Origin of the sequence: Oceaniferula flava (genome assembly GCF_016811075.1) — a bacterium.
Taxonomy (GTDB): Bacteria; Verrucomicrobiota; Verrucomicrobiia; order Verrucomicrobiales; family Akkermansiaceae; genus Oceaniferula; species Oceaniferula flava.
Genome location: NZ_JAFBGL010000011.1, coordinates 101493 through 126139, shown reverse-complemented (window position 1 = coordinate 126139; position 24647 = coordinate 101493). Strand labels below are relative to the sequence as shown.

At 57.9% G+C, this 24647-nt stretch carries 9 protein-coding genes; 5 read left to right on the top strand and 4 right to left on the bottom strand.

The features are described from left to right. Positions 1 to 128: 128 nt before the first annotated feature. Positions 129 to 6215, bottom strand: coding sequence for an alpha-2-macroglobulin family protein (locus JO972_RS15040; protein WP_309490904.1), 6087 nt, complete (start codon positions 6213 to 6215; stop codon positions 129 to 131). Positions 6216 to 6359: 144 nt separating this feature from the next. Further along, a complete protein-coding gene (locus JO972_RS15035) occupies positions 6360 to 8210 on the bottom strand; it encodes a sulfatase-like hydrolase/transferase (protein ID WP_309490903.1) in 1851 nt (616 codons plus the stop codon). 119 nt (positions 8211 to 8329) lie between these two features. Here JO972_RS15035 and JO972_RS15030 point away from each other — a divergent pair, with 119 nt between their 5' ends. Next, the gene (locus JO972_RS15030; protein WP_309490902.1) at positions 8330 to 9292 is read left to right on the top strand and encodes a glycosyltransferase family 4 protein; all 963 of its coding nucleotides are present in this window, start codon (positions 8330 to 8332) and stop codon (positions 9290 to 9292) included. On the opposite strand, the gene JO972_RS15025 is transcribed toward JO972_RS15030, so the two are convergent. Beyond that, the gene (locus tag JO972_RS15025; RefSeq protein ID WP_309490901.1) at positions 9276 to 12227 is read right to left on the bottom strand and encodes a choice-of-anchor Q domain-containing protein; all 2952 of its coding nucleotides are present in this window, start codon (positions 12225 to 12227) and stop codon (positions 9276 to 9278) included. The two genes, JO972_RS15030 and JO972_RS15025, sit on opposite strands and share 17 nt — an antisense overlap. Positions 12228 to 12449: 222 nt before the next feature. Between JO972_RS15025 and alaS the strand changes: the two genes are divergently transcribed. Continuing rightward, positions 12450 to 15263 (top strand): alanine--tRNA ligase, encoded by a 2814-nt coding sequence (alaS, locus tag JO972_RS15020; protein WP_309490900.1) that lies wholly within the window; start codon positions 12450 to 12452, stop codon positions 15261 to 15263. A 69-nt stretch (positions 15264 to 15332) separates the two neighbouring features. Here the strand turns inward: alaS and JO972_RS15015 are convergent, their stop codons facing one another. Then, entirely contained in the window at positions 15333 to 17888 is a 2556-nt protein-coding gene (locus JO972_RS15015) for a protein kinase domain-containing protein (protein ID WP_309490899.1), read from the bottom strand. A 191-nt stretch (positions 17889 to 18079) separates the two neighbouring features. Between JO972_RS15015 and JO972_RS15010 the strand changes: the two genes are divergently transcribed. From JO972_RS15010 to JO972_RS15000, 3 genes are read left to right on the top strand one after another with little or no spacing between them, the layout of a single operon-like run. Beyond that, positions 18080 to 19408 (top strand): DUF1501 domain-containing protein, encoded by a 1329-nt coding sequence (locus JO972_RS15010; RefSeq protein ID WP_309490898.1) that lies wholly within the window; start codon positions 18080 to 18082, stop codon positions 19406 to 19408. 5 nt (positions 19409 to 19413) lie between these two features. Continuing rightward, entirely contained in the window at positions 19414 to 21810 is a 2397-nt protein-coding gene (locus tag JO972_RS15005; protein ID WP_309490897.1) for a PPC domain-containing protein, read from the top strand. A gap of 8 nt (positions 21811 to 21818) precedes the next feature. After that, positions 21819 to 24647, top strand: coding sequence for a DUF1549 domain-containing protein (locus JO972_RS15000; RefSeq protein ID WP_309490896.1), 2829 nt, complete (start codon positions 21819 to 21821; stop codon positions 24645 to 24647).

The following is a 24647-nucleotide window of genomic DNA, read 5'->3' as shown; positions in this document are numbered from 1 at the left end:
CTTCTGATGTTTGATACTATTGTTCATAAGGTGGTAGCATTCTACAGAAACCGTTGGCTCGGCCTCGACTACCTTCTCATTCAATCTTCGCTACGAAAGGCGATCTGTTAGTAAGATCTCTGATCAATCTATTTTTTGTCCTGCACCTGGATCTTCATCTCGTCTGAGTTCGCTTTGAGTTCAGGGGCATACATGGCTTCGGCCATGGTGGGGAGGGCGCTGAAGCTGCCGGGGATCTCGGCGCGGAGGCGGTAGCTCATGCTGTGCTCTCCGCGTGGCAGGCGGCGGACGAAGAAGGAGGTCTTTTCGTTGTGCATCTCCATGTAGGCGCCGAGGCTGTTGCCGGTGTAGCCGCTCTGGACCTTGACGGCTTCGAGACCGGCCGGTTTCCAATCGGCGAACATCAGGTATTCGTAGTCGTTTTTGCTGTGGATGTGCAGCTCGACTTCGACGAGGTCACCGCTGACTAACATGTCGCCTGGTTTCAGGGGGATACGGTTGTATTTTTCCACCTTGTGTTGCACGACTTGTCCCTTGGTTCCGGCGGTGGCTTCCTTGGCGTCTTTGACTCGTTCGAGTTTGTAGTAGGCGCGATCGACTTTCACTTCCAGGCCGGTCTTTTCGATAAAGTCCTCCTTGGTGAAGACCTGGAGGTAGGCATTGGTGTAGAGCGGGCCGTTGCCGAGTTTGACGATCTCGACGGTGTGCTCGCCAGTGCCGAGGGCATCGCCGGCGACCACGACTTTGTTATCATAGGAAAACAGGTTGTCCTTGGTGATCTCGACGGTTTTCAGGATCTTGCCATCGACCTTGACGGTGACGGTGGCTTCCGGATTGTTTTCTCCCGAGGCACGCATGTAGTCGGCGATGGCTTCGATGCAGTAGGCGGTGTCGCGGGTGGAGTTCCAGTAGGTGGCGTGTTTGCGGTTGTTGACCAGGTATTTGACGATGCCGCGGGCTTCCTTGGATTTCGGTTTGGCGGCGGCGAGCAGCTTGAGATACCAGGCGTGGGCTTCCATCTCGGAGCCATACCAATACCACCAGTAACCACGGTTGCCGAGCTTGAGGTAGGCGCTTTGGTTTTCGTCATCATAGACGAGGAACTGCTCGATGTTGCGGATCACAGCATCGCGCTTTTCGGTATCGCCAGCGAGGTGCAGGGCCATGCCGGTGAGGGATTTGACGTAAACCGAGTGCTCGTTTTTATCGCGGAACAGGTAGCCTAACATCTCATCGTTGTTGTGCTTGGCTTCGGCGAGCACCAGACGGATGAAGGCGTCCATGGCGGAGGCGTGTTTCTTGGTGTTGCGTTTGTGTTTTTCCCACATGCGGATGCGTTCGGTCTCGCGGACCTCGTAGTTTTTCAACCAGGTGACCCCGTTGTCTAACATGCCTTCGTCCACCTTGGCGCCATTGGCCTGGGCGATGAGCAGTCCGTGCACGACTACTGCCGTAGTGTGCGGGTAGGAGCGCTCGCCCCAGCCGGAGAACCAGCCCCAGCCGCCATCGGAGACTTGCATCTCGCGGAGTTTCTTGAGACCGGCGCGGGTCATTTGATCGACTTCCTTGGCATTGAACACCGGGTTGCGCTGCCAGCGTTTCCACTGGGCCATGCGCGTTTTATCGTCGCCAATTTCCTGCGGGTTGAGGTTGGCGCGTTTGTTTCTAACATCTTCCAAATCCACGCCCATTTCCTTGATGAGTTTCTGGGCGATGACGGTGGGCACGAAGCGATTCAGTGTCTGCTCGGTGCAGCCGTGGGGGTATTCCACGAGGTAGGGCAGGGCATCGACGATGCTGCCAGCGATGGTGGGGGAGTAACGGATTTCGAGGCGAGTTTGATCCGGGCGGCGTTCGGCTGGGACCTTAAGGGTGATGCTGGTGCTGGTGCCTGCGGGGTCGATCACGCGGCTCCAGGCTTCTTGTTTGAGGATGCCGTGCACGTAAACCGGGTAGGTCATTTCCATCGCGTCCGAGTCATCGGCAGTGACGACCTTCATTCGAACAATGGCTTCGCCTTCGCCAGTGACTTTGCAGCGCCAGTCGATACGAGTTTCGCCACCGGCTTCGATTTTTTCCGACTGCTCGACCGGTGAGGAGGTGCTGAGGGTGCCGCCTTCGAGTTCGATGCTGACCTTGGCATTTTGCTCGGTCTTGAGGTAGTTGTGCACCACCGCGCTGAGCACCACTTCGTCTTTCTCGATGAAAAACCGGGGGGCTTGCAGTCGGATGATGAGGTCCTTGCTGGTGATCACTTCGGCGGAACCTTCGCCGACACGGGTCCCATGGGCCATCGCCCAAGTTTTGATTTTCCAGGTGGTGAGGTTGTCTGGGAAAGTGACGGGCACTTCGGCCACGCCGTCATCGTTGGTTTCCACGGAGCCGATCCATTTGACCAAGTCGGCAAAGTCCTTGCGGACCATCACGGCAGGGGCGTCATCGGCGGCTGTGGCTGCACCACCGGGGGCAGAGTCAGCTTTCATCTCGGCGCTTGCTTCCATGACGGCTCCGTCTATTGGGGCTGAAGGTGCGGGCATGGCTCGACTTTTCTTTGGTGCTGCGCCGACTGCGCGACCGAGTAGCGCGCCAGCTCTGGCGCCTCCGCCACCATCTCTTCTCATGTTTGAGTATGCCACGGAGTGACCGAAGGCTCCCAGGACCTGCATGGCCTCGGTGCGTTTTTTTAGGACATTGCTTTCGGTGTGAATCGCGGAGTGGCCGAAACCACCGCGGAAGTGACGACGCCATTTCCAGAAGTGGGTTTTGATATCGGCGACGTTGCTGCCGCCGGAAATGTATTCCAGTGATTTGTCGTAGATGGTGAGGGCGAGAGAGCCTTTGACCGGCTCGCCGTGCTGATCGGTGATGCGCACCTTGACCTTGCCCTCGGCGCGGGGTTTGACGCGGTCTTCATTGGGCAGGACCTCAACGTTGAGGATGCGTTTCTCCGGAGGCACGATGAGTTCGCGCACGGCGGTGTGGACCTCGGCATCCGAGACGGTGGCGGCTTCCACGAAAAAGTTCGGCATGTCTTTTCTGGAAACGGGGATCTCGACGACCGTCGACTGCCCTTCGAGCTGCAGCAGGCGGTGCTCGGTGCCGTTTCTCAGGGAGAGTATTACCGTGCTGTTAGGACGCTTGGTGTTGATCAGGAGTTTGACGGTGGAGCCGTTTGTGTAGGTCCGTTTGTCGGCGATGAGTTCGATGTCCGAGTATTGGAAGGTGCCATCGGCATCGGTGTCGCCGCGCACGGTGAAGAGGATGGCTCCCTCGATTTCGCGGCCTTTGCGATCGGTCATCTTGGCGGAAAGGCGATACTGTCCGGCGGCACCGGCCTCGAACTTGACCTCAGCGTTGCGCTCGTTAGCGGTGTCGATTTCCCAGCTTTTGACATCGGTCTCTTTGATTTCTCCGTCGACGGTGGAAATGCGGTAGAGGGTGGCTTTGCCCTTGGTTTCCACGTGTTTGCCATCGGCGCTGCGGGCGGCGATGTTGGCGCTGACGGCCTCGCCGACGCGGGCGTAACCACGGTTCAACCAAACACTCACCTTGTAGGCCTGACGAGCGGCGAGCACGCTGCCTTTTCCTACGATGGTGCGGCGTGAGGCATCGACCACTTCGGCGGTGACCTCGTAGCGATGGTCGGTGTCCGAGTGCACGGCCTTGGCGAGGGCGGTATCGATGTCCACCTTGACCGTGCCGTCGGCGCCGATCTCGAGTTCTTGTTCTAACACGATCTCAGGCTGTTCGCTGCCACGGTGCATCCACCAGGGGGACGGCAGGCCGCAGCCCCATCTTCTCCAGCCGGGATACCAGGGGCGCTCGACATCGAGCCAGCCGTAGCCTCCGCCGTAAAGCCAGTCCCAGCGGCCGACGGGGAACCAGCGGTCGTTGTGGCGGGTGCGCATGACTTTCACCTTCACCTTGGCCTCGGTGACGGGGGCGCCGTGGTAGTAGTTCGCCTTCACGGTGGCCTCGAATTTTTCTCCTAACATCACCGGCTCCTTGGGTGCCTCGACGGTGACTTCGTATTCCGGTTTTTTATACTCCTCGACGCGGAAGCTGTGATGGCCGCGATGGCTGCTGCCTTGGCGAAGTTGCACGGAATAGACACCGAGCTTGGCGTCCTCCGGCAGCTGGTAGGTGTATTCCACGCCACCGTAGGAGTCGGCGCGGACTTTCTGGTTTTTCACCACCGCATTGCCGGCGGCATCGTTGATGGTGAGGGTAAATTCTTTGCCGGCGAAGGTGGAGACGTCATCGAGATCGTATTTTGCAACGCGGACCCAGAACTTGCCGAAGACCTCTTGGTCGGGCATGTAAACGGGGCGATCGGTGATGCCGAAGGATTTGGTTTGGTGCAGGCCGCTGTCGGATCGAACCGAGGAGCTAATGCGATTGAAGCCTAACAGGGCGGTGCCGCGATCGGTTTTGGCGCGAGCCATCCACTGGTATTGGGTGCTCAATTCGTCGTTTTTGATGATGACGGTGCCGTCATCGCCGGTGGTGCGTTCGGCGCGTTTGGTTTGCACATCGTAGCGTCTCAGGCGGTTGTTTTCTTTGCGATACTGTTGGTAATAGCCGAACAGCTCGATCTTGGCTCCGGCGATTGCCTTGCCGGTGATGGCGTCGGCCACGTAGTAGAGCTCGCCGCCGCTGACGTCTTTTTTCACGATGATGGCGCCGTCCAGCCAGACCACGGTGTGGGTGCTGACGCCGTTTTCCAGCTCGGCGGTGATCAGGTAGGCTCCGGCTTCTTTCACCGGCACGCTGAGAGTGGCCTGGGTGTCCCAGTGGTGAGCGCGTGGCTTGAGTTCGTGGGTGCGGCGACCGACTTCTTCACCGACGTATTTCTTGCGATTGCCGTTTATTAACTCGTTGCCGAGACTGTACCAGCGGACTTTTTGCCAATCGAGTTTCAGTGGGTTGCCCTCGAGGTATTTCCAGAGGTCGTTGATGAGTGCCTCGGTATCAACCTTGTGGGCGACCAAGGTGACCGACTTGGCATTGCGGTAGATGTAAGAGACGCTGGCTTCCTCACCGATGGGGAATGCCTTTTGGCTGGACTCGAACTTGCCCCAGTTACCGGTGATTTGCTTGAGCAGTTTTTGTCGTTCCTTGGTGCGAATGCTGTCGGCGAATCGCTCGATAGTTTCTTCTAACAACGCAGCTGCTTTTTCATGCTGGCGTCGATCGAGATAGATCTGCACCAAGCGATCGGCAGAGGTTTCGCGAGTGTCTTTCAGTTGCTGATAGATGCGGATGAAATTGTGTTCGGCGGGGAGCTCGAAACGTTTCACGCCGGTAGCCAACTTCGCCAGAGTTTCTTCATCGCTCAGGGTGTGCAGCTGCAAGATGCCTTTCTGCTGATCCATGTCCAAATTGGCAAACCACGAGAAGTTCCGCATGGTGGTGACGCCAAATTGGGAGTGCAGGAAATACGCCCACTGCTCATCGATGGCGCCTTGGTTAGCGGGGTGGAGCTTTGCCAGTTCGGCCTGGCAGAAGCGCCAGCGCTCGCCGTCGTTTTTCGCTTCATCCCAGCTGGCTGGCACGGTGTAGTAGAGCGGGTCGCCATCGGCATCCACCGGAGCACCCTGCGGGTCTCTGCCGCTGCGGCCACGGTAGTAACGTGGGCTGGTGTCGTAATCCGGAAGCTCGGTGAGATCGCTGAGGATTTGCAGTTTCCATGCGGCGGTGTGGAGTCGGCCCGAGGCGATGTTTGACGACAGCAGCTGGTAAATGCGGACTTTTTCCTGAGTGTCATCGGCGGGCACATGTTCCAGCGCTTGCAGGCAGATCTGGATGCTGCGGATGCGGTCGCGCTCGCTGCTCTGGGCATACTGGCCACCGCCGCGTTGGCGATCGCGCTTGAACTCACCGGCGATGATGTAGCCGTAGTGGGGGAGCTGGTTGTAGAGGCTGGCCGCGGTGCGCAGCATGGGCGCATTCTCGGGGAAACGGGTGATGGTTTGCTCGATCAGGGCGTGCGAGTCATCGGGGCGGTGGAGATTGGTGAAACAAGTGTGGGCGTGCTGCAGGTCGTCGCTGTTAGCTTGATCGCCAGCGAGCAGTTTCTGATAGAGCTCGACCGCTTCCTTGTAGTTGCCGGCTTGTTCCAGTTTGAGGGCTTGCTGTTGCATGTCATCCTGAGCGCTGAGGGGGGTGACCAGACTGGCCACGACGAGGGCGATGAGTGTTTTCCAGTGTTTCATAATGACAAATAGGTGAGTGAATCGACGAACGACATCTCACCGGATGCTCGTTGAGGAGCATTCGGCAGGCGCAGTCTTCACCCCCTATTGTGTCAAAGTGACTGGAATGTGACAAACAATCTCGAAAATTGTCTGTGTGGGAAATTATTGCCGCTCTCGCTGCAGTTTTTGCGCCAGACGGATGATGTATTTCCCAGCGTTTTTGTTTTTCAACGTATCGGTCACCCACTGCTGCGGAATGTCATCGAGGGCATCGATGATGGTCAGGGCGTTGATGAGGTATTGCAGGGAATACTCGTTCGGCTTTTTAGCCAGCTCGGCGATCAGCGCGGCGTGGCCTTCTTTCTGTTTGCCGATGGCGAACAGGGCCTGGGCGGCGGTGACCCGGTTGACGGAGTGCTCGTCGGTGAGCAGCTTGGTAAGCGCGGCTTCGGCGGGGGCGGCGGCTTTCCCTAACACAAGGCAGCCGTGAGCAGCCCAGTAGCGGGTGACCGGGTCAGGCGAGCTGGTTAGGGCGATCAACTGGTCGAGCTTCTTCACGTCTCTGGCCGAAGCGGTAAAGGCGAGGTCGACCAGTGTCGGCAAGCTGTCTTTGCGGCTGATCATGTAATCGGTTATCGCTTTGTTCGGCGAGAGCCTGGCGAACATCGGCTCGGGGATCAGGCCGCTGTCGTTGACCTCGACCATGGTCGCTTTCAGGCGCGAGCGCATCGCGGCGAGCTGCTCGGCGTGGGCCGGGTCGCTGGCGAGGTTGTTGATTTCCCATGGATCCGACTGGGTGTCGAAGAGCTCCTCCACCGGCTGGTTTGGCTCCCAGATCTCCTTGAATCGACCTGTGAGTTTGCCTTCTTTCCACGCCTTCTGCCATGCAGTCCAGCCAGCCTGGCCGAACTGATAGTAGCTGTAGGGAGCGGCGGGGAGATTCGGGCTGAAGCGACGGATGTATTTCCATCGGCCATCGGTGAGCCCACGGCGCATACCGTAGATTTCATCGAATCGATCGGCGAACAGGAGCACGGTTGCGTCTTTCGCCGGGGCAACGCGATGGCTGCCGAGGAAGGCGCGGCCTTGCATGTGCGCGGGTTTTTGCTCGCCAATGAGAGACAGCAGGGTGGGGGCGAGGTCGACGAAGGAAACGGGCTCTCCCACCTTCTGGCCGGGTTCGAATGGGGTCAGGGATTTCCATTTCTCAGGCACGTGGACCAGCATGGGAATGCGGACACCGGTGTCCTTGAGGTAGCGTTTGCCGCGCGGGGTGATGCCGCCGTGGTCGCCGTAGTAGAAGACGATGGTGTCCTCGGCAAGGCCGCGCTTTTTCAGCTCGGCGAGGATTTCGCCCACCTCGGTGTCGAGCGCAGTGATGGTGTCGTGGTAGATGGCGATGTCTCTGCGGATCTCAGGGAGATCGGGCAGGTAGGACGGCACGATGACCTTGTCCGGAGAAATTCGCGGTGTCTCTGGAATGCGGCCTTTTTTGCGGTTAGATTTGATCTTGTCGGGGAACAAATTGCTCTCGTGGGAGACGGTGAGGTTGAAAATGGAGAAGAAGGGCTGGCCTTCGGGGCGGTTTTTGTAGTGCGCCTTTTTTGAGCACTCGTCCCAGATGGCTTTGTCGTCGCCGCGGAAGTTGTAGTCGGTTTTTGAGCGGTTGGAGCAGTAGTAGCCGGCGTTTTTCAGGTAGGAAACGTAGGGCTGGTAGCGGTTGGGGATCGGGTGGCGACTGCGCATGTGCTGGGTTCCCTGGGTGATGGCGTAGGCGCCGTTGAGGATGGTCGACCGCGCCACGGCGCACACCGGGGCATTGGAGTATGCGTGGGTGAAAAGTGCGCCGCTGCTGGCCAGTTGGTCGAGGTGCGGTGTCTGTGCCTCCTCGCTGCCGTAGCAACCGAGCCAATGGTAATCGTTATCCTCGGAGACGATCCAGAGGATGTTGGGCTTGTCGGCTGCAAAGGCAGAGCTGACACAGAGGAAGGCGAGGAGGGCAAACTTGAACATGACTAAGCAGACCTAACGAATCGCTTGTGGGCTGAACAGGAAAAATCATGACACCTTAGGGGTAGGCTGGGACGGCTGCGGCTTGTTTTTTCCCAATCATCGGCGAGAGTCAGCACCTCATGCCCGCCGTTCTCCTCCACTCGCCCTATCCCCGACAACGCAGCCAGGGGAATGCCGTGACCGCGAAACGGATGACCGAGCTGCTGCGTGACGGTGGCCTAGACGTGGCCATTCACGAGCGTGGTGATGCTCCAATTTCCGCCGGCTGCCTGATCGCGCTCAATGCGAGGAAGAGCGCGGGCGAAATCTTCGCCTTCCACCAGCGCCAGCCGAAAAGTCCGATTGTCACCCTGCTGACCGGCACCGATGTGAACCATCCGGAGATGGAGGACGCTGAGTCGGACACCCGCAAGGCGCTGGCCGTCAGCACTGCCATTGTCTCCCTACACGAAGGCTTTTCCCATCGCATCCCCGAGGATTTGACGGCCAAAACCCAGGTCATTTACCCCAGCGTGCGCTTGCCTGATACCATGGAGCATCGGCCAAAGGGGCAGCTGGAAGTGATCATCGCCGGAAACTTTCGCGCCGAGAAGAACCCGGCTTTGATGATGGAGGCGGTGCGTGGACTGCAGTCGTCGCCCATGCAGTTCCACGCGTTTGGGCAAGGGGGCGAGTATCAGTCGGCGCTGGAACAAACCGCCGCCGAGTGTCCGAATTTCCATTTCCACGGAGTGCAGGATCACGATGTGGTTATTGAGAAAATGAAAACCGCCCACGTCCTACTCAACACCTCCACAGAAGAAGGCGGCGCCAATGCAATCTGCGAAGCGGTGGTCATCGGGCTGCCCGTCATCGCGAGTAAGATTGCTGGAAATATCGGCATGCTCGGCAGCGATTACGACGGCCTTTTTCCTCTGGAGGACCCCGCTGTGCTGATCGAAATCCTGGCTCGCACTGCTAATGATTCGGACTTTTACCAGCACTTGAAACAGCAAATATCCACCCGTGCACCGCTGTTTTCCTATCATCAGGAAAAGCAGGCTTGGTGTGAGCTGGTCAGACGCCTTACGGTGGGGCGATAAGCTCGGCTTCGAAGCGATAGAAGGCCTTGCCGGTAGGAGGGGCTTCATCGGTAACGATGAATTCTCCACTGCCCGCAACAGTAATATTCTCACCCAGTGTCAGCTGGTCGAAGGCACCATCATAACGAAGCACCTCCTCGAAGCTACCGACCTCTAGGGTGGTCGAGCGTGTGAGCTTCCAGATGGTGTAATCTACCGCGGCCAGATTCAATCCGAAATTCAGTGTGGCCTGTCCGGAGCTGTTGATGGTGGGGCCGGTGAAGTTCACGGTATTTGCCACCTTGGGATTGGTGCCGAGGGCGAATTCCACGCCGAAGGCCTGGCCATCGCCGTCTTCATCCGTGAGCCAGAGATCGGAAAGAATGTTATAGCTGTCTGTGGCATCCTGAATCTCGACCGCGCCGATGTCTGCCTCGACCTGCGATTGGTAATTGATGACAATGTTGTCGATCCGATGTTCCGCAGCAAGGTCACCTGTGCGGGCGGCGAAGGTAAAGCTGTCCCCGGCTGTGGGGGTGTAGTTGATCATCTGATCGATGATGGTATTTCCCTTGTAGGTGACAACAAGGTGTCCAGTGCCATCGAGGGTGACGGTAAGGCTACGGAAGGCACCGGCTTCATTAGCACGGAAGAAAGTATAGGGTGTGCTGATGGTGGCGCCATTTGGACCGCGAAGTGTGATATTACCCGTGCTGTTGGGGCCCGCGGTTCCGTCATAGGTGTCAAAGCTGATCACATACGCACCAGGCACACCGTTCTCGAGTGATCCGGACGAAAAGGTGGCAGTCGTGGCGGCGGGGCCGAAAGAGAAGCTGAAACCATCGGCTGCATCCGATAGGTGCAATTGGTAAAAAAGGTCAAACGAAGCCGTGAATTCGGTGAAAATCCCGGTGCTTGGCAGGACTAGCGCAGCGCCTTGTGAGGCGACAGCATCTGTGAAGCGGAAGCTACCATTGTCGATGGTTCCGGTGGCAGCATCATTCCCAGATGTGAACACGGTGGCACCATTGAGGCCGCTGGAAAAGTCGTTTTGCCAGGATGCATTGGTTGACGTTGGCCGAGGAAATCCACGTTGATCAGTGCTGGTGGAATTGTCAGTTAGCAGGTCCAGCAACGGTGAGCCAGGCAGGGGTGGCATGGTTTGGGTGGGGCCACCGTAGTCCCCGAGCGGAGCGAGCATGGCATTTCCAGAGAGAATGCCGCTGAGTGAGGCTGAATGTTCGATACCTGAGTGATCGCCGATGAAATTGGCACCTGTGCTTTCGAATTCGATAGAGCTCCTGAGTAGGTCAGGCCCAGTGCCAGGAGTACCTGTGGGGGACAAGCCTGTGGTATTTCCAGCGATGACAGAGTTATGCAGGGTCAGATCGGATGAAAAAATATGAATACCGCCGCCGGGGCCGCCAGAGTTGCTGCCGCTGTAGCTGCCGTCACCGGTGGAATTGTTGGCCACGGTGGAGTTGTTCAGATTGTTAGAGGCGGCACTAAATAAGCATATACCTCCGCCGCCCCCGCCGTAACTGTTGTTGCCGCCGCCACCATCACCAGTGGCATTGTTGTCGACGGTAGAGTTGTTGATGTTGATAGCCCCGGAGCTGCTTACGTAAATGCCGCCGCCGCTGCCACCTATGCCGCCGTCTTGGCCGTCTCCACCATCACCGGTGGTGTTGCCTGTCACGGTGGAATCGTTCAGCGTGAGGGAGCCCACGTAGATATAGATACCGCCGCCGTCACCGCCGTGGGCAGCGGGAGCGGCACCGAAATCATCGCCACCTCTACCGGTGGAGTTGTTTGATACATTGCAATGGGTGAGGGTGAGATTGCCACCGCAGTATATGCCACCACCGCTTTCCCCAGGCTCTCCGATGGGCGCATCCGGAGTTCTGCCGCCTGTAATCGTGAGGTGAGAGAGCTCGACGCTGCTCCCGGTTTCGATCTCGATGACGCGATGGTTGGTGACGCCGCCATTGGCATCGATCGTTAAGCCGCTGGTCAGAGTGGAAGCATCGATGGTAATATTTTTATCAATCAACAGCTGCCCGCTGCTTAGAGTGATTGTCTGGCCATCGAGAGTCGGATCAAAGGTGATGAGGGAGCCACTGGAGGCCGCAGCAATCGCGGCGCGCAATGAGCCAGCGCCCGCGTCGTTTGTATTGGTGACGATTTGATGGGCAAAGAGAAGGTTCTCAGGAGTGACGGCGGCCAAGGTCACGCGGGGCTCGTAGATGAGGCCGTTGAAGAAATCAGAGGCGAGTAGCTGCGGATGGGTGCCTACTCCGATGCTACGGTTCAAGCCATCACCAAAGTCTGTGATAGTAACATTCTGGACCGTCGATAGAGGCACAATACCATCCACATAAAAGGTATAGTCGCCGGTGATTTCTCCCGCTGTGGTTTCAGGCTGGATGTTATGAAAAACAACGGCGATGTAGTGCCATTCATTCGTCGGCGCTGTGACAAACGGGGTGACAGGAGAGGCATTTGTTAGCATGGAATAGCCGCTGCTCGAAGCCAATCGGCGCAGTTTTTCCGTGCCGGCGTAGTCGATGATAGAGTTGATATTGCCATTTCCTGTGTATTTCACCCAGGCCTCGTAGGTGAATCCACCGTGCAGGCGGATCTGGCTGTTGAGAAGCTGTTGGCTGCCCGGGGCCAGCACACCGGCATTGCCTGGGAAGGACATCGAGCGATTCCCTGCGCCTGCGGGAATCCCAAGCGTAGGAACATCGGCCGACAGGGTGACAGCTCCGGTGCCGGAATTGGTTCCATCTCCTAGCGAGCCGATGTTTGGCACAGACGTAGAGATATCATCAGTGTCGCTGACGCGATAGTGGAGTAACTGCGCGCTGGCAGATAAGACCATGGCCAGAAGGAGTCCAGAGGAAAGAACTGCCTGCCTGAAGCGGTGAATGGGGGGGAGTATGGAAGTGTGCATGGGATCGATAGGGGATGGTGGAATAGCGATTACTGCCATGTACAAGCATGGCAGGAGACGACTCAAACACAAGATCTATCAACACAGGCGGATCTTGATAAGGGGCTGAGACTGAAGTGCTGCACCTCCGCGCTTTACTCCGCGCTCATCTTCCCGTATCAGCACTCTCCGCGTAGCGGCCAAGCACTGGCCACTGCTTACTTATCACCGACCACCGACTCCATGACTGCAGCCGAAATCCGCCAGAGCTTTCTCGATTTCTTCAAAGAAAAGCAACACACCATTGTGCCCTCCGCATCCCTGATGCCGCAGAGCCCCGGGCTGTTGTTCACCAATGCGGGCATGAACCAGTTTGTGCCGTATTTCCTCGGAACGGAAAAAGCACCCTACTCACCACCGCGCGCCACCGATACCCAGAAGTGCATTCGCGCCGGGGGCAAGCATAACGACCTCGAGGACGTCGGTTACGATACCTACCACCACACCATGTTCGAGATGTTGGGGAACTGGTCCTTCGGTGATTATTTCAAAAAGCAGGCCATCGAATGGGCCTGGGAACTGGTGGTCGAGCGTTGGGGATTTCCCGCCGACCGACTCTACGCCACCGTCTACATGCCCGGCGAAGGAGATCCGGGCAGCTTCGATCAAGAAGCCTACGATTTCTGGGCCGAGCTCTATGAAAAGAAGGGACTCGATCCGAAACGCCAGATCGTCAACGGTAACGTCAAAGACAACTTCTGGATGATGGGCGAAACCGGTCCTTGTGGCCCCTGCTCCGAGCTGCACGTCGACCTCACACCGGAGGGCGACACCGATGGCAAGCTGGTCAACATGGACTCCGATCTCTGCATCGAAATCTGGAACCTCGTGTTCATTCAGTTCAATGCCGAGGCCGATGGCTCGTTCCGCGACCTGCCGGCCAAGCACATCGATACCGGAATGGGCTTCGAGCGCGCTGTGTCGATCTATCAGGGCACCAAGGGCTTCACCGATTTCTCCAAAAAACCCACCAACTACGCCACCGACGCCTTCCAGCCGATCTTCCGCAAGCTCGAGGAACTCAGTGGTAAGAAATATGAGGATATCTACCCGGAATCCGTGGAGTCCGATAAGTCGAAGCTCTCCGAGGAACTTAAGGTGGCCATCGCCTTCCGCGTGATTGCCGACCACATCCGCACCCTTTCTTTCTCCCTCGCCGATGGTATTTTGTTAGGAAACAACGGCCGTAACTATGTTCTCCGTCGCATCCTTCGTCGGGCCGTGCGCTATGGTCGCACCCTCGGCTTCTCAGGTGACAAACCCTTCATGGCCGATCTGGTCGATACCCTGGTCGAGCAGCTTTCCGGCGTCTTCCCGGAGCTCGGCGAACGCGCCGATGCCATCAAGGAGAACCTCCAGCGCGAGGAAACCAGCTTCAATGAAACCCTCGACCGCGGTCTCGCCATGTTCGAGGACAAAATCGCCAACAGCGAAGGCTCCCTCGACGGCGCTTTTGCCTTCCAGCTTTACGATACCTTTGGCTTCCCCATCGACCTCACCCAGCTGCTTTGCGAAGAGCGCGGGCTGAAGGTGGACATGGAGAAATTCGGACAGCTGATGGAAGAACAGCGTGAAAAAGGACGCGCCGCCCGCACCCGCGAGCTGGTCCGTGCCGCTGACATTTCCACTGATCAGGAAACCGAGTTCACCGGCTTCGAAGCGGATGTCACCGAGGCGAAAGTCACCGAGATCCATCAACAGCCGGATCACTTGTTAGTCATCACCGACAAGACACCGTTCTACGTCGAGATGGGTGGCCAGATGGGCGACCAGGGAACGCTCACTCACGAAGGCGAGACCTACACCGTGACCTCCGTGCAGCAGCTCGGCAATGCCCGCGCCCACGCCATTGATCTCTCCGCCAACATCATCGTCGGCGATACCGTGACGCTCGAAATCGAGACGACGCGCCGTCGTCCGATCGAAGCGCACCACACCGCCACTCACCTACTTCACTGGGCACTGCACGAGGAAGTTTCCCAAGACGCTGCCCAGCAAGGGTCGATGGTCAGCCGGAACCGACTCCGCTTCGACTTCAACTCCGGTGCCGTCTCGCAGGAGAAACTGGATGCCATCGAAGATCGGGTCAACGCCTGCATTAAGGCGGAAGACAGCGTTTCATGGATCGAAGTTCCTCACGAAGACGTCAAAGGAAATAAAGACATCCAACAATTCTTCGGCGACAAGTATGGCGACCTGGTTCGGGTCGTTCAGATCGGCGGCGAGGAGAAAGCCCTCAACGGCTACTCGATGGAACTCTGCGGTGGCACCCACGTGCGCAACACCAAGGACCTCGGAATTTTCAAAATCAAATCAGAAGGGGCGATCGCATCCGGTATTCGTCGGATCGAAGCCGTTTGTGGCGACGCGGCCTGGAACTGGATGCGTGAAGAAATCGAAAAGGCAGATGCCGAAGGAGACGATCTCCGTGCGAAACTGGAAGCCGCCAACAGCCAGCTCACCGAGATGGGCGAGGATAAGGTGGAGATGAAAAAATTCCCCCACATCATGGGAGCCCTGCTGATGGAGGGGGGCGATTTCGAACAAATCAACGCCACCTTCAAGCACTTTAAACAGCACATCGAGCTGCTACGCGAAGCCGGAATCAACGCCGAGAAGAAACTCAAAAAGGCCCAAGCCGGCGCCGCTGCGAAAATGGCGGACGAGGCATTGGTCTCGTTGTTAGAAAACGGTGGCAACATCGCCGAAGTCTTCGAAGGACCTGCTAACCTACTGCAGGAGCTACTCAATGGACTGAAGAAAAAGCAGTTTACTGGAGCTGCCTTCCTGATCGTAGACGATGGCCAACGCCTCCACCTCGGCGCCTACTGTGGCGAGGATGCTCGTGGCAACGGTCTCATGGCCGGCAAGCTGATCCAAGAGCTCGGCCCCATCGCTGGTGGCAAAGGTGGAGGCAAGCCGGACCAAGCACGAGGCGCCGCGCCTGAGCGCGATAAAGCCGAGGAACTGAAATCCGCCGCCGCAGCGAAGCTGTAGGCCGTGGGGCGCTAAGCAAGTAATCACAGCACGGGCCAAGGGTGGAAACGCTCTTGGCCCGTTACTTTTCTAACGGGCGGCGGCTTTGGCGCGCGATTGGCTCCACTTGAGGCCCTCCACAAACTCGTCACGCTTACCGTTTTTATCGATCAGGCTTTGCCACATCACAGCGGCGTTTTTGTAGTGGGAAACGGCGTCGGCTGTTTTCCCCAAGTTATTGGCAGTGTGGCCGAGGTCGCCGTAGAGATAGGCGAGTGATCGGCGCAGTTCGTTGTCACGTTTACCGGCACCATTCTTGAGCAGCTGTTGCATCATGGTGGCGGCCTTCGAGCCGAGTTTCAGCTCCGTGCTGGAATCTCCTGCATCACCTGCAAGGCTGGCGCGCGACCAGTGAAATCCTGCCAGGCGATAAAGCGGTTCATTGGCAGTGGGGTTGGCCGCCACGATCTTGCCGGTGAGATCAATGGCTCTGTCCAAGTTCTTTGCCGCGTCACTGGTGCGGCCACGATCACGGAGTAAAACTGCCTGTAATCCTTTAACGACGGCGACTTGCATGGCGCTACCCGTTGGGGAAACATCATCTAAGGCGACTCCTTTTAACAAACTCTCCGCCTTCTTCAGTTTGCGCTCACCGGCGCTGTCGTTGCCCGAGAGCATGTCGGCCTCCGCCGCCATGATTTCCATCTCGGCGAGTTTCACCTTCGCGAAGCTGAACTGCGGGTTTTTATCGAGTAGCCAGCGCAGATGATTTGCGGCTTCTCCCCGGAGCTTGGTCGCGTCCTCCACCCGATCGAGGCTTTCCGCCAAGGTGGAGGAATGGAGGATGTTGCGCGCGAGCTCCGATCGGATTTTGACATTTTCCGGCAGCGCTTGGTGAATGCCCTCGAGGTTCTGGATCGCCTTTTGAAAATGTGCCAGTGCCTTGGCTGGATCCGAGGCTTCGACCAAACGACCTTCGATGAGCTCCATGGTCGCATTGATCCGCTGCGTTTCCACCGGATCGGCCTGTTCAAGCTGGGCAATCGCGCTGCGCACCTTCGGGAGCAAGCTGCTGGTTAGAGCTTCGTTGTTTTGATCGAGCGCCTGCAACAGCGTGATCAAACGAGCGCGGGCGATCCGATACGGCTGGCCTGGCTCGTTGATGCCGGCTTTTTGCAAAGCGGGGATCGCACGGTCTAACAATGTATCGGCGTCAGCGGGGTTCTTGCGGTGGATTTCCAGTTCGGAAAGCTGCAGCATGATGCGGGCGCGGATCGGCTGGAACTGGTCTTCGCCCTCGGTCATTTTCAGAAATGCCCTGAGTTCACGCTCCATGGCATCGGCGGCGGTTTTGTCCGGGCCGGTCTTTTGCAGTTCCGGCAAGTCGGTGTTGCGGTCGCGCAGCATCCATTCTAACAACCGATCGTTGGTCACCCCAAGTGCGATCAGCTGCTTGCGGAGTTTATCTTCCCGCTTCGCCGCATTCTGGCTGTACGCGATGGCCTCGGCTTCGGACTTCGCCGCCTCGTCCCGCTCGGTGGTGAGTGCGGTGATGCGCTGGTTGAGGGCTTCGATGTCGTCCTGACGGGCGATTTTTTCTTTCTGCAGGAGACCGAACAGCGTGAAGCAGCCAAAGGCTCCTGCACCGGCTAGGAGCAGAGCAAACAGCATGCCGGCACGACTGCGCTTCACCTTGCTCTTGAGCTTGCTCTTCGCCAAAGCGGCGGCGGCATCGGTATCGATATCACTCCAGGCCTGGAGGACTTCGTTGAGATCTTTGTAGCGGTCTTCCGGATTGAGTGACAGGCAGCGCTGCAGCACCTCACGGCGTTTCCGTTCGCGGTCGTCGTGGGCTTCTTCCGGCCAGTTTTCCAGTTCGCGGTGTTCCAGGCGCTCGGCCAGTTTGATCACATCGGCTTGGATGCCCGTGACGTGGTGTTCGCCCGGGCCGGGTGCCACTTTTTTAAAGGTGGCTTCGCAGCGCGGGAACTTGCCGGTGAGCATGCGAAAGGCGAGCACGGCAAAGGCGTAGGTGTCCCAGCCATAACCCTTGCCAGAGACATAGCCGTCCGGCTCACGCAGCTGCTCGGGCGGTGCGTAGAGCAGGGCGTCCGTGAAGGGTAGCATGCCGACTCCTGGCATGTGGCCCATGGCGAAGTCGGTAAGCTGCACCTTGCCCTGTTCATCGAAGAAGACATTGCCTGGTTTGAGGTTGCCGTGGGGGATGCGGCGGCCGTGCATGCTGGCGATGGCGTGAGCGATCTTTTCGATCGTCTCCCAGGCGTCGTCCTTGGGGTAGTCGGCGATGGTTTCCTGCAGCGAGCGCGGTGCAATGGTGCCCTTGGCTTCGTCGATGTCGGCGAGCATCGGCATGACCATGCAGTTGCTGCCCTGTCTGGACTGCTTCCAGAGGATGGGCACCACTCCCTCCGGGTAGGATCCGTTGGTGAGTCGACCCGCGATGTTTTCGATGAGCGGGCGGTTGATCGCGATGGCGTTGAACACGCGGATGGCATACCAGGTGCCAGGATTTACATTGTCGGCTTCACGAGCGATGAAAATGCTGCCACACGCTCCTTCGCCTACCAGGCCAAGGATTTCAAAACCATCAATTTGCGGCTGCACCATAAGAGGTATTTTTGCCAAGGATCATGGGCATTACCAGAGAAACTTTCGTTTGATTGGTCTGCTGACAGGCTTCGTCGCGGCGGGTGGTTTTCGGCTTCGTGGTCGTCTCTCATGGTATGACAAATTGCGCTGGAAACGATGATAGGTTTTCCGAGAGGGTGGCGTATGCTTATGTTAGCACCGTCATTTTTTACCTATGCCCTAAGCTTATGAAAAAGAACCCCTCATGCCCTGGAAACCCGTTTGCCTCCGACAGCTCACGGCGCGAATTTTTACACGTTGGCCTGCTCGCGGGGCTGGGTCTGACACTGCCGGAATTTCTCAAAATGGAGGCCCTCGGAGCGCAGAAAACCTATGCCTCGAAAGAGGGTGTTGCCAAGTCGGTGATCCAGATTTTCCTGCCCGGCGGACTGGCGCAGCAGGAATCGTTCGATCCCAAACCTTACGCACCCAGCGAATACCGTGGCCCCTTCGGCTCGATCCCCACCGTGCTGAAAGGCGAACGCTTTGGCGAGCATATGAAGGAAATGGCGAAGGTGGCGGATCTGATGACCGTGATCCGATCGATGTCGCATGGCGAGGCGGCGCACGAGCGCGGGACCCACAATATGTTCACCGGCTACCGGCCCAGTCCGGCACTGCAGTTTCCTTCGATGGGCTCGGTGGTCTCGCACGAGTTCGGGCCGAAAAATAACCTTCCTCCCTACGTCTGCGTGCCCAACGTGCCGAATGAGTTCGCCAACTCCGGCTACCTCAGCTCCGCCTACGGACCGTTCGGATTGGGCGCCGATCCAGCGAGGGGGAACTTCAAGGTGCGCGATCTGAATTTACCGAAGGACGTCGATGAGCAACGCTTTAATCGCCGGAAATCGATGCTTAGCACCGTCGACGACCATTTTCGCAGTCTGGAAAATTCCGATGCGCTCGATTCCATGGACTCGTTCTATCAGCACGCCTACAAGCTGATCTCGTCGCAGAAGGCGCGGGAGGCATTTGATCTCTCGAAGGAGCCTGAAAAGCTGAAGCTGATGTATGGCAAAACCCAGGCGGGGCAGCGTATGTTGTTAGCGCGTCGATTGGCCGAGGCGGGTGTGCGCTTTATCTCCCTGACTGCCGGTGGCTGGGACCACCACGATAACATTAAAACCGGTATCCAGAAGCAGCTGCCGAGCGTGGATAAGGCCGTGGCCGCCCTGCTCAAGGACCTGAACCAGCGCGGTATGTTGGACAATACCCTCGTGCTGCTCACCTCCGAGTTTGGGCGCACACCGAAGATCAATAAAACCAACGGTCGCGACCACTGGCCCAGAGTCTTCTCCGTGATGATGGCCGGAGGCGGGGTGCAAAAAGGGGTGATCTACGGAAAGTCCAACGCCCTCGCCGCAGAGCCGGAGGAGAATAAGGTGGGCGTGCAGGATTTTGCCAAGACCGTCTATCACCAGATGGGCATCAATGCGGATAAGGAGCTGATGGCACCGGGTGGCCGACCGATCGAGATCGTCGACGGCGGAGAGGTGATCAAAGATATTCTTCTCTAACGGATATGATACGTGCTGCTCTGAAAACTCTGGCATTCCTCTGTGTGTCGACTCTATCGGCCCAGGCATTCACCCCCGTGTTGAATGCGGTGCTGCCGCGCGGTGGGCAGCGTGGTCAGGAGGTTGTGGTCAATCTACATGGCGACCGGATGGAGTCGCCTGAGGAAATCATCTTTCTCAAACCGGGCATCAGCGTCACCAGCTTGACCTCGGTGAACGCGAAGCAGGTCAAGGCCGCGCTGAAAATCTCCCCGGAGGCCGAGCTGGGCGAGTATGCCCTGCGCTTGCGCTGTCGAGGCGGCGTGAGCTACATGCGCACTTTTTGGGTCGGCCAATTTGCCACGACCAAGGAGGTGGAGCCGAACAATGATTTTGGCAAACCTCAGACCGTGCCGTGGAACACCACGGTGGCCGGCGTGGCCGAGCTGGAGGATGTCGATTACTACCAGGTGCAGGCGAAAAAGGGTCAGCGCATCTCGGTGGAAGTCGAGGGCATGCGACTCGGTGGCGTGTTCTTCGATCCCTACGTCGCCATCCTCGATGGCAAACGCTTCGAACTCGCCACTTCCGATGATGCGCCGCTACTGCGTCAGGACGCCTTTGCCTCGATCATCGCACCCGCTGATGGGAACTATACAATTCTTGTTAGGGAGTCGTCTTACGAAGGAAACAACCGCTGTCGTTACCGCCTGCACATCGGAGGCTTCACCCGTCCGTCCGCGATCTACCCACCTGCCGCCAAGCCGGGAGTGGCCACCACCTTCACCATGATTGGCGATCCGGCTGGAGATTATCAGGTGACCGCCAGCGTCACGGGCGAGGAAGCTGCGTTGTTCCCCATCTTTGCCCAAAAAGACGGCTTGCAGGCGCCCTCGCCAAACTCGGTGCTGGTGAGTTCACTGCCATTTGCCAACGAAAAAGAACCTAACAACGGCTCCAAGGAAGTCGGCCCGACCCTAGCCGCTCCTTGTGCCTTTCATGGAATCATTCAGCGGAAAAACGATGTCGACTGGTTCCGCTTCAGTGCCAAAAAAGGGCAGAATCTTCGCATTCAGGTGAAGGCGCGAAGCCTACGGTCACCGCTCGATAGCGTGCTGATTCTGCGCGATGCCAAAGGGAAGCAGATCAGTCGGAATGACGACCAGGGGCAGCTGGATAGCATCATCGATTTCAAACCGAGCGCAGATGGCGACTATTTTCTCAACGTCCGCGATCAGCTGGGCAATGGTGGGCCTGCTTACGTTTACCGGGTGGAAATCAACCATCGGAAGGCAGCGCTGTCGGCCACCTTACCTGTCGCCGCGAGAAACAACAGCCAGCTGCGCAAAGCCATCGTCATACCCCGGGGGAATCGCTACGCCACGGTGGTCAATGTCGCGCGTAGGAATACCGGCTGCGAGTGTGTGTTAGAGGCCGACTCCCTACCGCCCGGTGTCACCATGAGTGCCGGCAAGGTGCCCAAGGGGGTGACCTCTTTCCTCGCATTCTTCGAAGCCAAGGTAGACGCGCCCCTATCCGGAGGGCTGCATCATTTCACCATCCGTGACGCCAACCCTGAGAGTCGGGTCAAAGGCGACTTGAACGAGGTGGTGCATCACATCGAGATCAACAACACCGGCACCTTTCACAGCACCAAAGACCGTCGGGTGACCGTTGCCGTCTGCGAGCAGGCGCCGTTTCAAGTGCGGTTGAAACATCCACCCGTCCCGATCGTGAAGAATGGCACCGCGAAGTTATATGTCTCGCTTGTGCGCGACAAAGGCTTCGATGCTCCGGTGAATGTGGTGCTGCCGTGGAAGCCGGCGGGGGTCGGATCACCAACGTCGATCACCATTGCCAAGGGCAAGACCGAGGGCGTCTATGAGATCAATGCCAATGGCGATGCGGCGCTGGGTGCACACCGGATTTGTGTCACGGCCGAGGCCACCACCAAGTCCGGCCCGGTGATGGTTGCCTCGGCTCCGGTCACCCTGCAAGTTTCCGAACCCTTCCTCAGTGTAAGCATGGAAATGGCGTCGACCACTCCCGGTCAGAACACTTCGCTGCTCTGCAAACTAAATCACAACCGAGCATTCAGTGGTGAGGCTGAAGTGATTCTGCACGGCCTGCCACACGGGGTGAAAACCGTGCCGAAAAAGATCACCGCCAAGACCCGGGAGCTGGTTTTCGATCTCGAAGTCGCGTCCGACGCCCCCAAGGGAAATCACAACACGATCTTCTGCCAGGTGCTGCCAAAGCAAGGCGGTCACGTCATCCCTCACAACATTGGCCAGGGCGGCACGCTGAGAATCAATCCGCCACCGCCAAAACCCAAGGGCGAAAAAGCAGCTGCCACGACGAAAAAACCTGCCACCAAAAAGCCGCTGTCACGCCTGGAACAACTCCGCCAAAGCAAGCCATGAAGCATCCGATGAACCATCCTATTTGGAAAAATGTCTGCCACAGTGTGGTGGCGGCATTGCTCACCGAAGCCGCCTCCGCAGCTCCGGATTTCGCCACGGAGATTCAGCCGATTTTGGAACAGAACTGTGTCAGCTGTCATGGAGCGGATAAGCAGAAGGGCGCGCTCCGACTCGATACCCGTGCCGGATTGTTAGAAGGTGGCGACACCGATCTGGCAGTGGACTTGAAAGCTCCCGAAAGCAGCCTGCTGCTCAAGCTGGTTCGCCATGCGCCGGGGCACGACGACATCATGCCGCCGACCGAGGAGAAAAGCAAAGACGGCAAGGTAAGCGGCGGGCCACCACTCACGGAGGTGCAAACCAAGCTACTGGAAAACTGGCTCGTAGCCGGCGCTCCCTGGCCGGATGGATTGCAGTTGCAGGCGAAGGAACGCAGTCGGCGCGAAGCGAATCTCGATCAGTCGGACCCGAATCTCACCTCCATCGAAGTCTTTCCGAAGCAGGTTTCCCTGGAGACCAGCGCGGACTTCCATCGTCTGATTGTCATCGGGCACTACAAGGATGCCACCACGCGCGATGTCACGCCATCGGTGGATATCAGCGCTGCCGATGCGGCATTGGTCCGCATTGAAGGCACCACTCTCTTTCCCCAAGTGGACGGTGAGACATCGGTGGAAATCAGCTACCGTGGAAAAAAAGCGACGGTTCAGGTGGTGGTGAAAGAGGCGAAAAAAGCCAGGCCGGTGAGTTTTCGGCGCGATGTCATGCCGGTGCTAACAGCTTCGGGCTGCAACACCGGATCATGCCACGGGTCGGCACGGGGGCAGGATGGATTTAATCTGTCACTTTTCGGTTACGACCCCCAAGGCGACCACTACCGACTGACACGAGAAATGCCGGGTCGCCGAATCAATCTCGCGCTGCCCGAGGACAGCCTGATGCTGACCAAAGCGACCGAAAAAGTGCCGCACACCGGCGGCAAACTGTTCGATGAATCCAGCGCCGCGTATAAGGTCCTGCACGCCTGGATCAAAGACGGGGCGCATTATGACGATGGCGATATCGTGCTGCCGACCTCCATCGAAGTCCGCCCGACGCAGGCGGTGCTAAAGGGTGCCGGGCAAAAACTTCCGCTCACGGTGAGGGCGATTTATTCCGACGGCAGCGACCGCGATGTCACCAGCCTGACGACCTACAGCACCAGCAACGACAACTCGGTGGAAATCGACGCCCGCAGCGGATTGCTGACCTCCGCCAAACGAGGTGAGTCGTTTTTGATGGGACGTTTCCAAACCTTCACCGAGGGCATGCAAACCATCGTCATCCCGGATCAGCTGAGCTACAGCAAGCCGGACTTGCCGGCGGCGAATTACATCGATGGTCACGTCTATCAGAAGCTGCACAAACTGCGCGTGATCCCATCGGATACCTGCGATGACACCGTCTTCGTCCGGCGGGTTTATCTCGACCTCATTGGTAGGCTCCCAACGCCCGAAGACCGTGCCACTTTTCTAGCCGACGAGGATCCCAACAAACGTGCCGCACTCGTGGATCGATTGATCGAGACCAAGGAGTTCACCGAGATTTGGGTGATGAAATGGTCGGAGCTGCTGCAGATCAGAACCTTCCAGAATCAGGTCAGCTATAAGGCGGCGCTGCTCTATCATAACTGGCTGCGCGAGCGCATTGCATCGAACACTCCCTTCAACGAAATCGTGCGCGAGCTACTGACTTCCAAAGGGGGCACGTTCTCGACACCTGCCACGAATTTTTTCCAAGTGGAGCAGGAAACGCTCCTGCTAACAGAAAATGTCGCCCAGGTCTTCATGGGCACCCGCATCCAGTGCGCCCAGTGTCACAACCATCCCTTCGATCGCTGGACGATGGAGGAATACTATCGCTTCGCCGCCTTCTTCGCGCAGGTGAAACGCAAGAAAGCGGAAGACCCGCGCGAGCAGATCATCTTCGATGGCGGCGGCCAGATGAAGAACCCGCTCACCAATCAAACCGCCGAGCCCAAGTTCCTCGGCGGTGAGGCACCGGATACCTCTGGCAAGTCGCGCAGGGAACTGGTGGCGCAGTGGCTCACTGAGCCGGAGAACCCGTGGTTTGCCCGCAATGTCTCGAACATCATCTGGGCGCATTTCTTTGGCATCGGCATCGTCGAGCCGGTGGATGATGTGCGGATCTCGAACCCACCGTCGAACCCCGAGTTGATGGACGACCTGGCGAAACACTTTGTCGATTATAACTTCGATTTCAAACGTCTGGTCCGCGACATCTGCACATCGCAAACCTATCAGCGGTCGACCCGAGTGAACGAAAGTAACGCCACGGACACCCGCAACTTCTCCCACGCCCGCGTGCGCCGACTCCGCGCCGAGGTGCTGCTCGATGTCGTTTCCCAAGTCACCTCCACCCCGAACAAATTCAAAGGCCTGCCCAAAGGTGCCCGCGCGGTGCAGATCGCGGATGGCAATACCTCCACCTATTTCCTGAAAACCTTCGGTCGGGCTACTCGCGAAACCGTCTGCTCCTGCGAAGTTAAAATGGAACCCAGCCTGTCGCAGGCCTTGCACCTACTCAATGGCGACACCACCCACAACCGCATCCGCAGCGGGCAGCGCGTGGTGAACATGCTGAAGGAGAAAAAGACACCGGAGGAAATCATCCGGCATCTTTACCTGACCTGTTTGTCGCGACCACCCACCGATGCCGAAATGGCGAAGTTGCAAAACTACCTCAAGGACGCCAACGATTTTCAAAGCAAACGCGAAGTGCTCGAGGACATTTTCTGGGCGCTTCTGAACTCCAAAGAATTCATCTTCAACCACTAG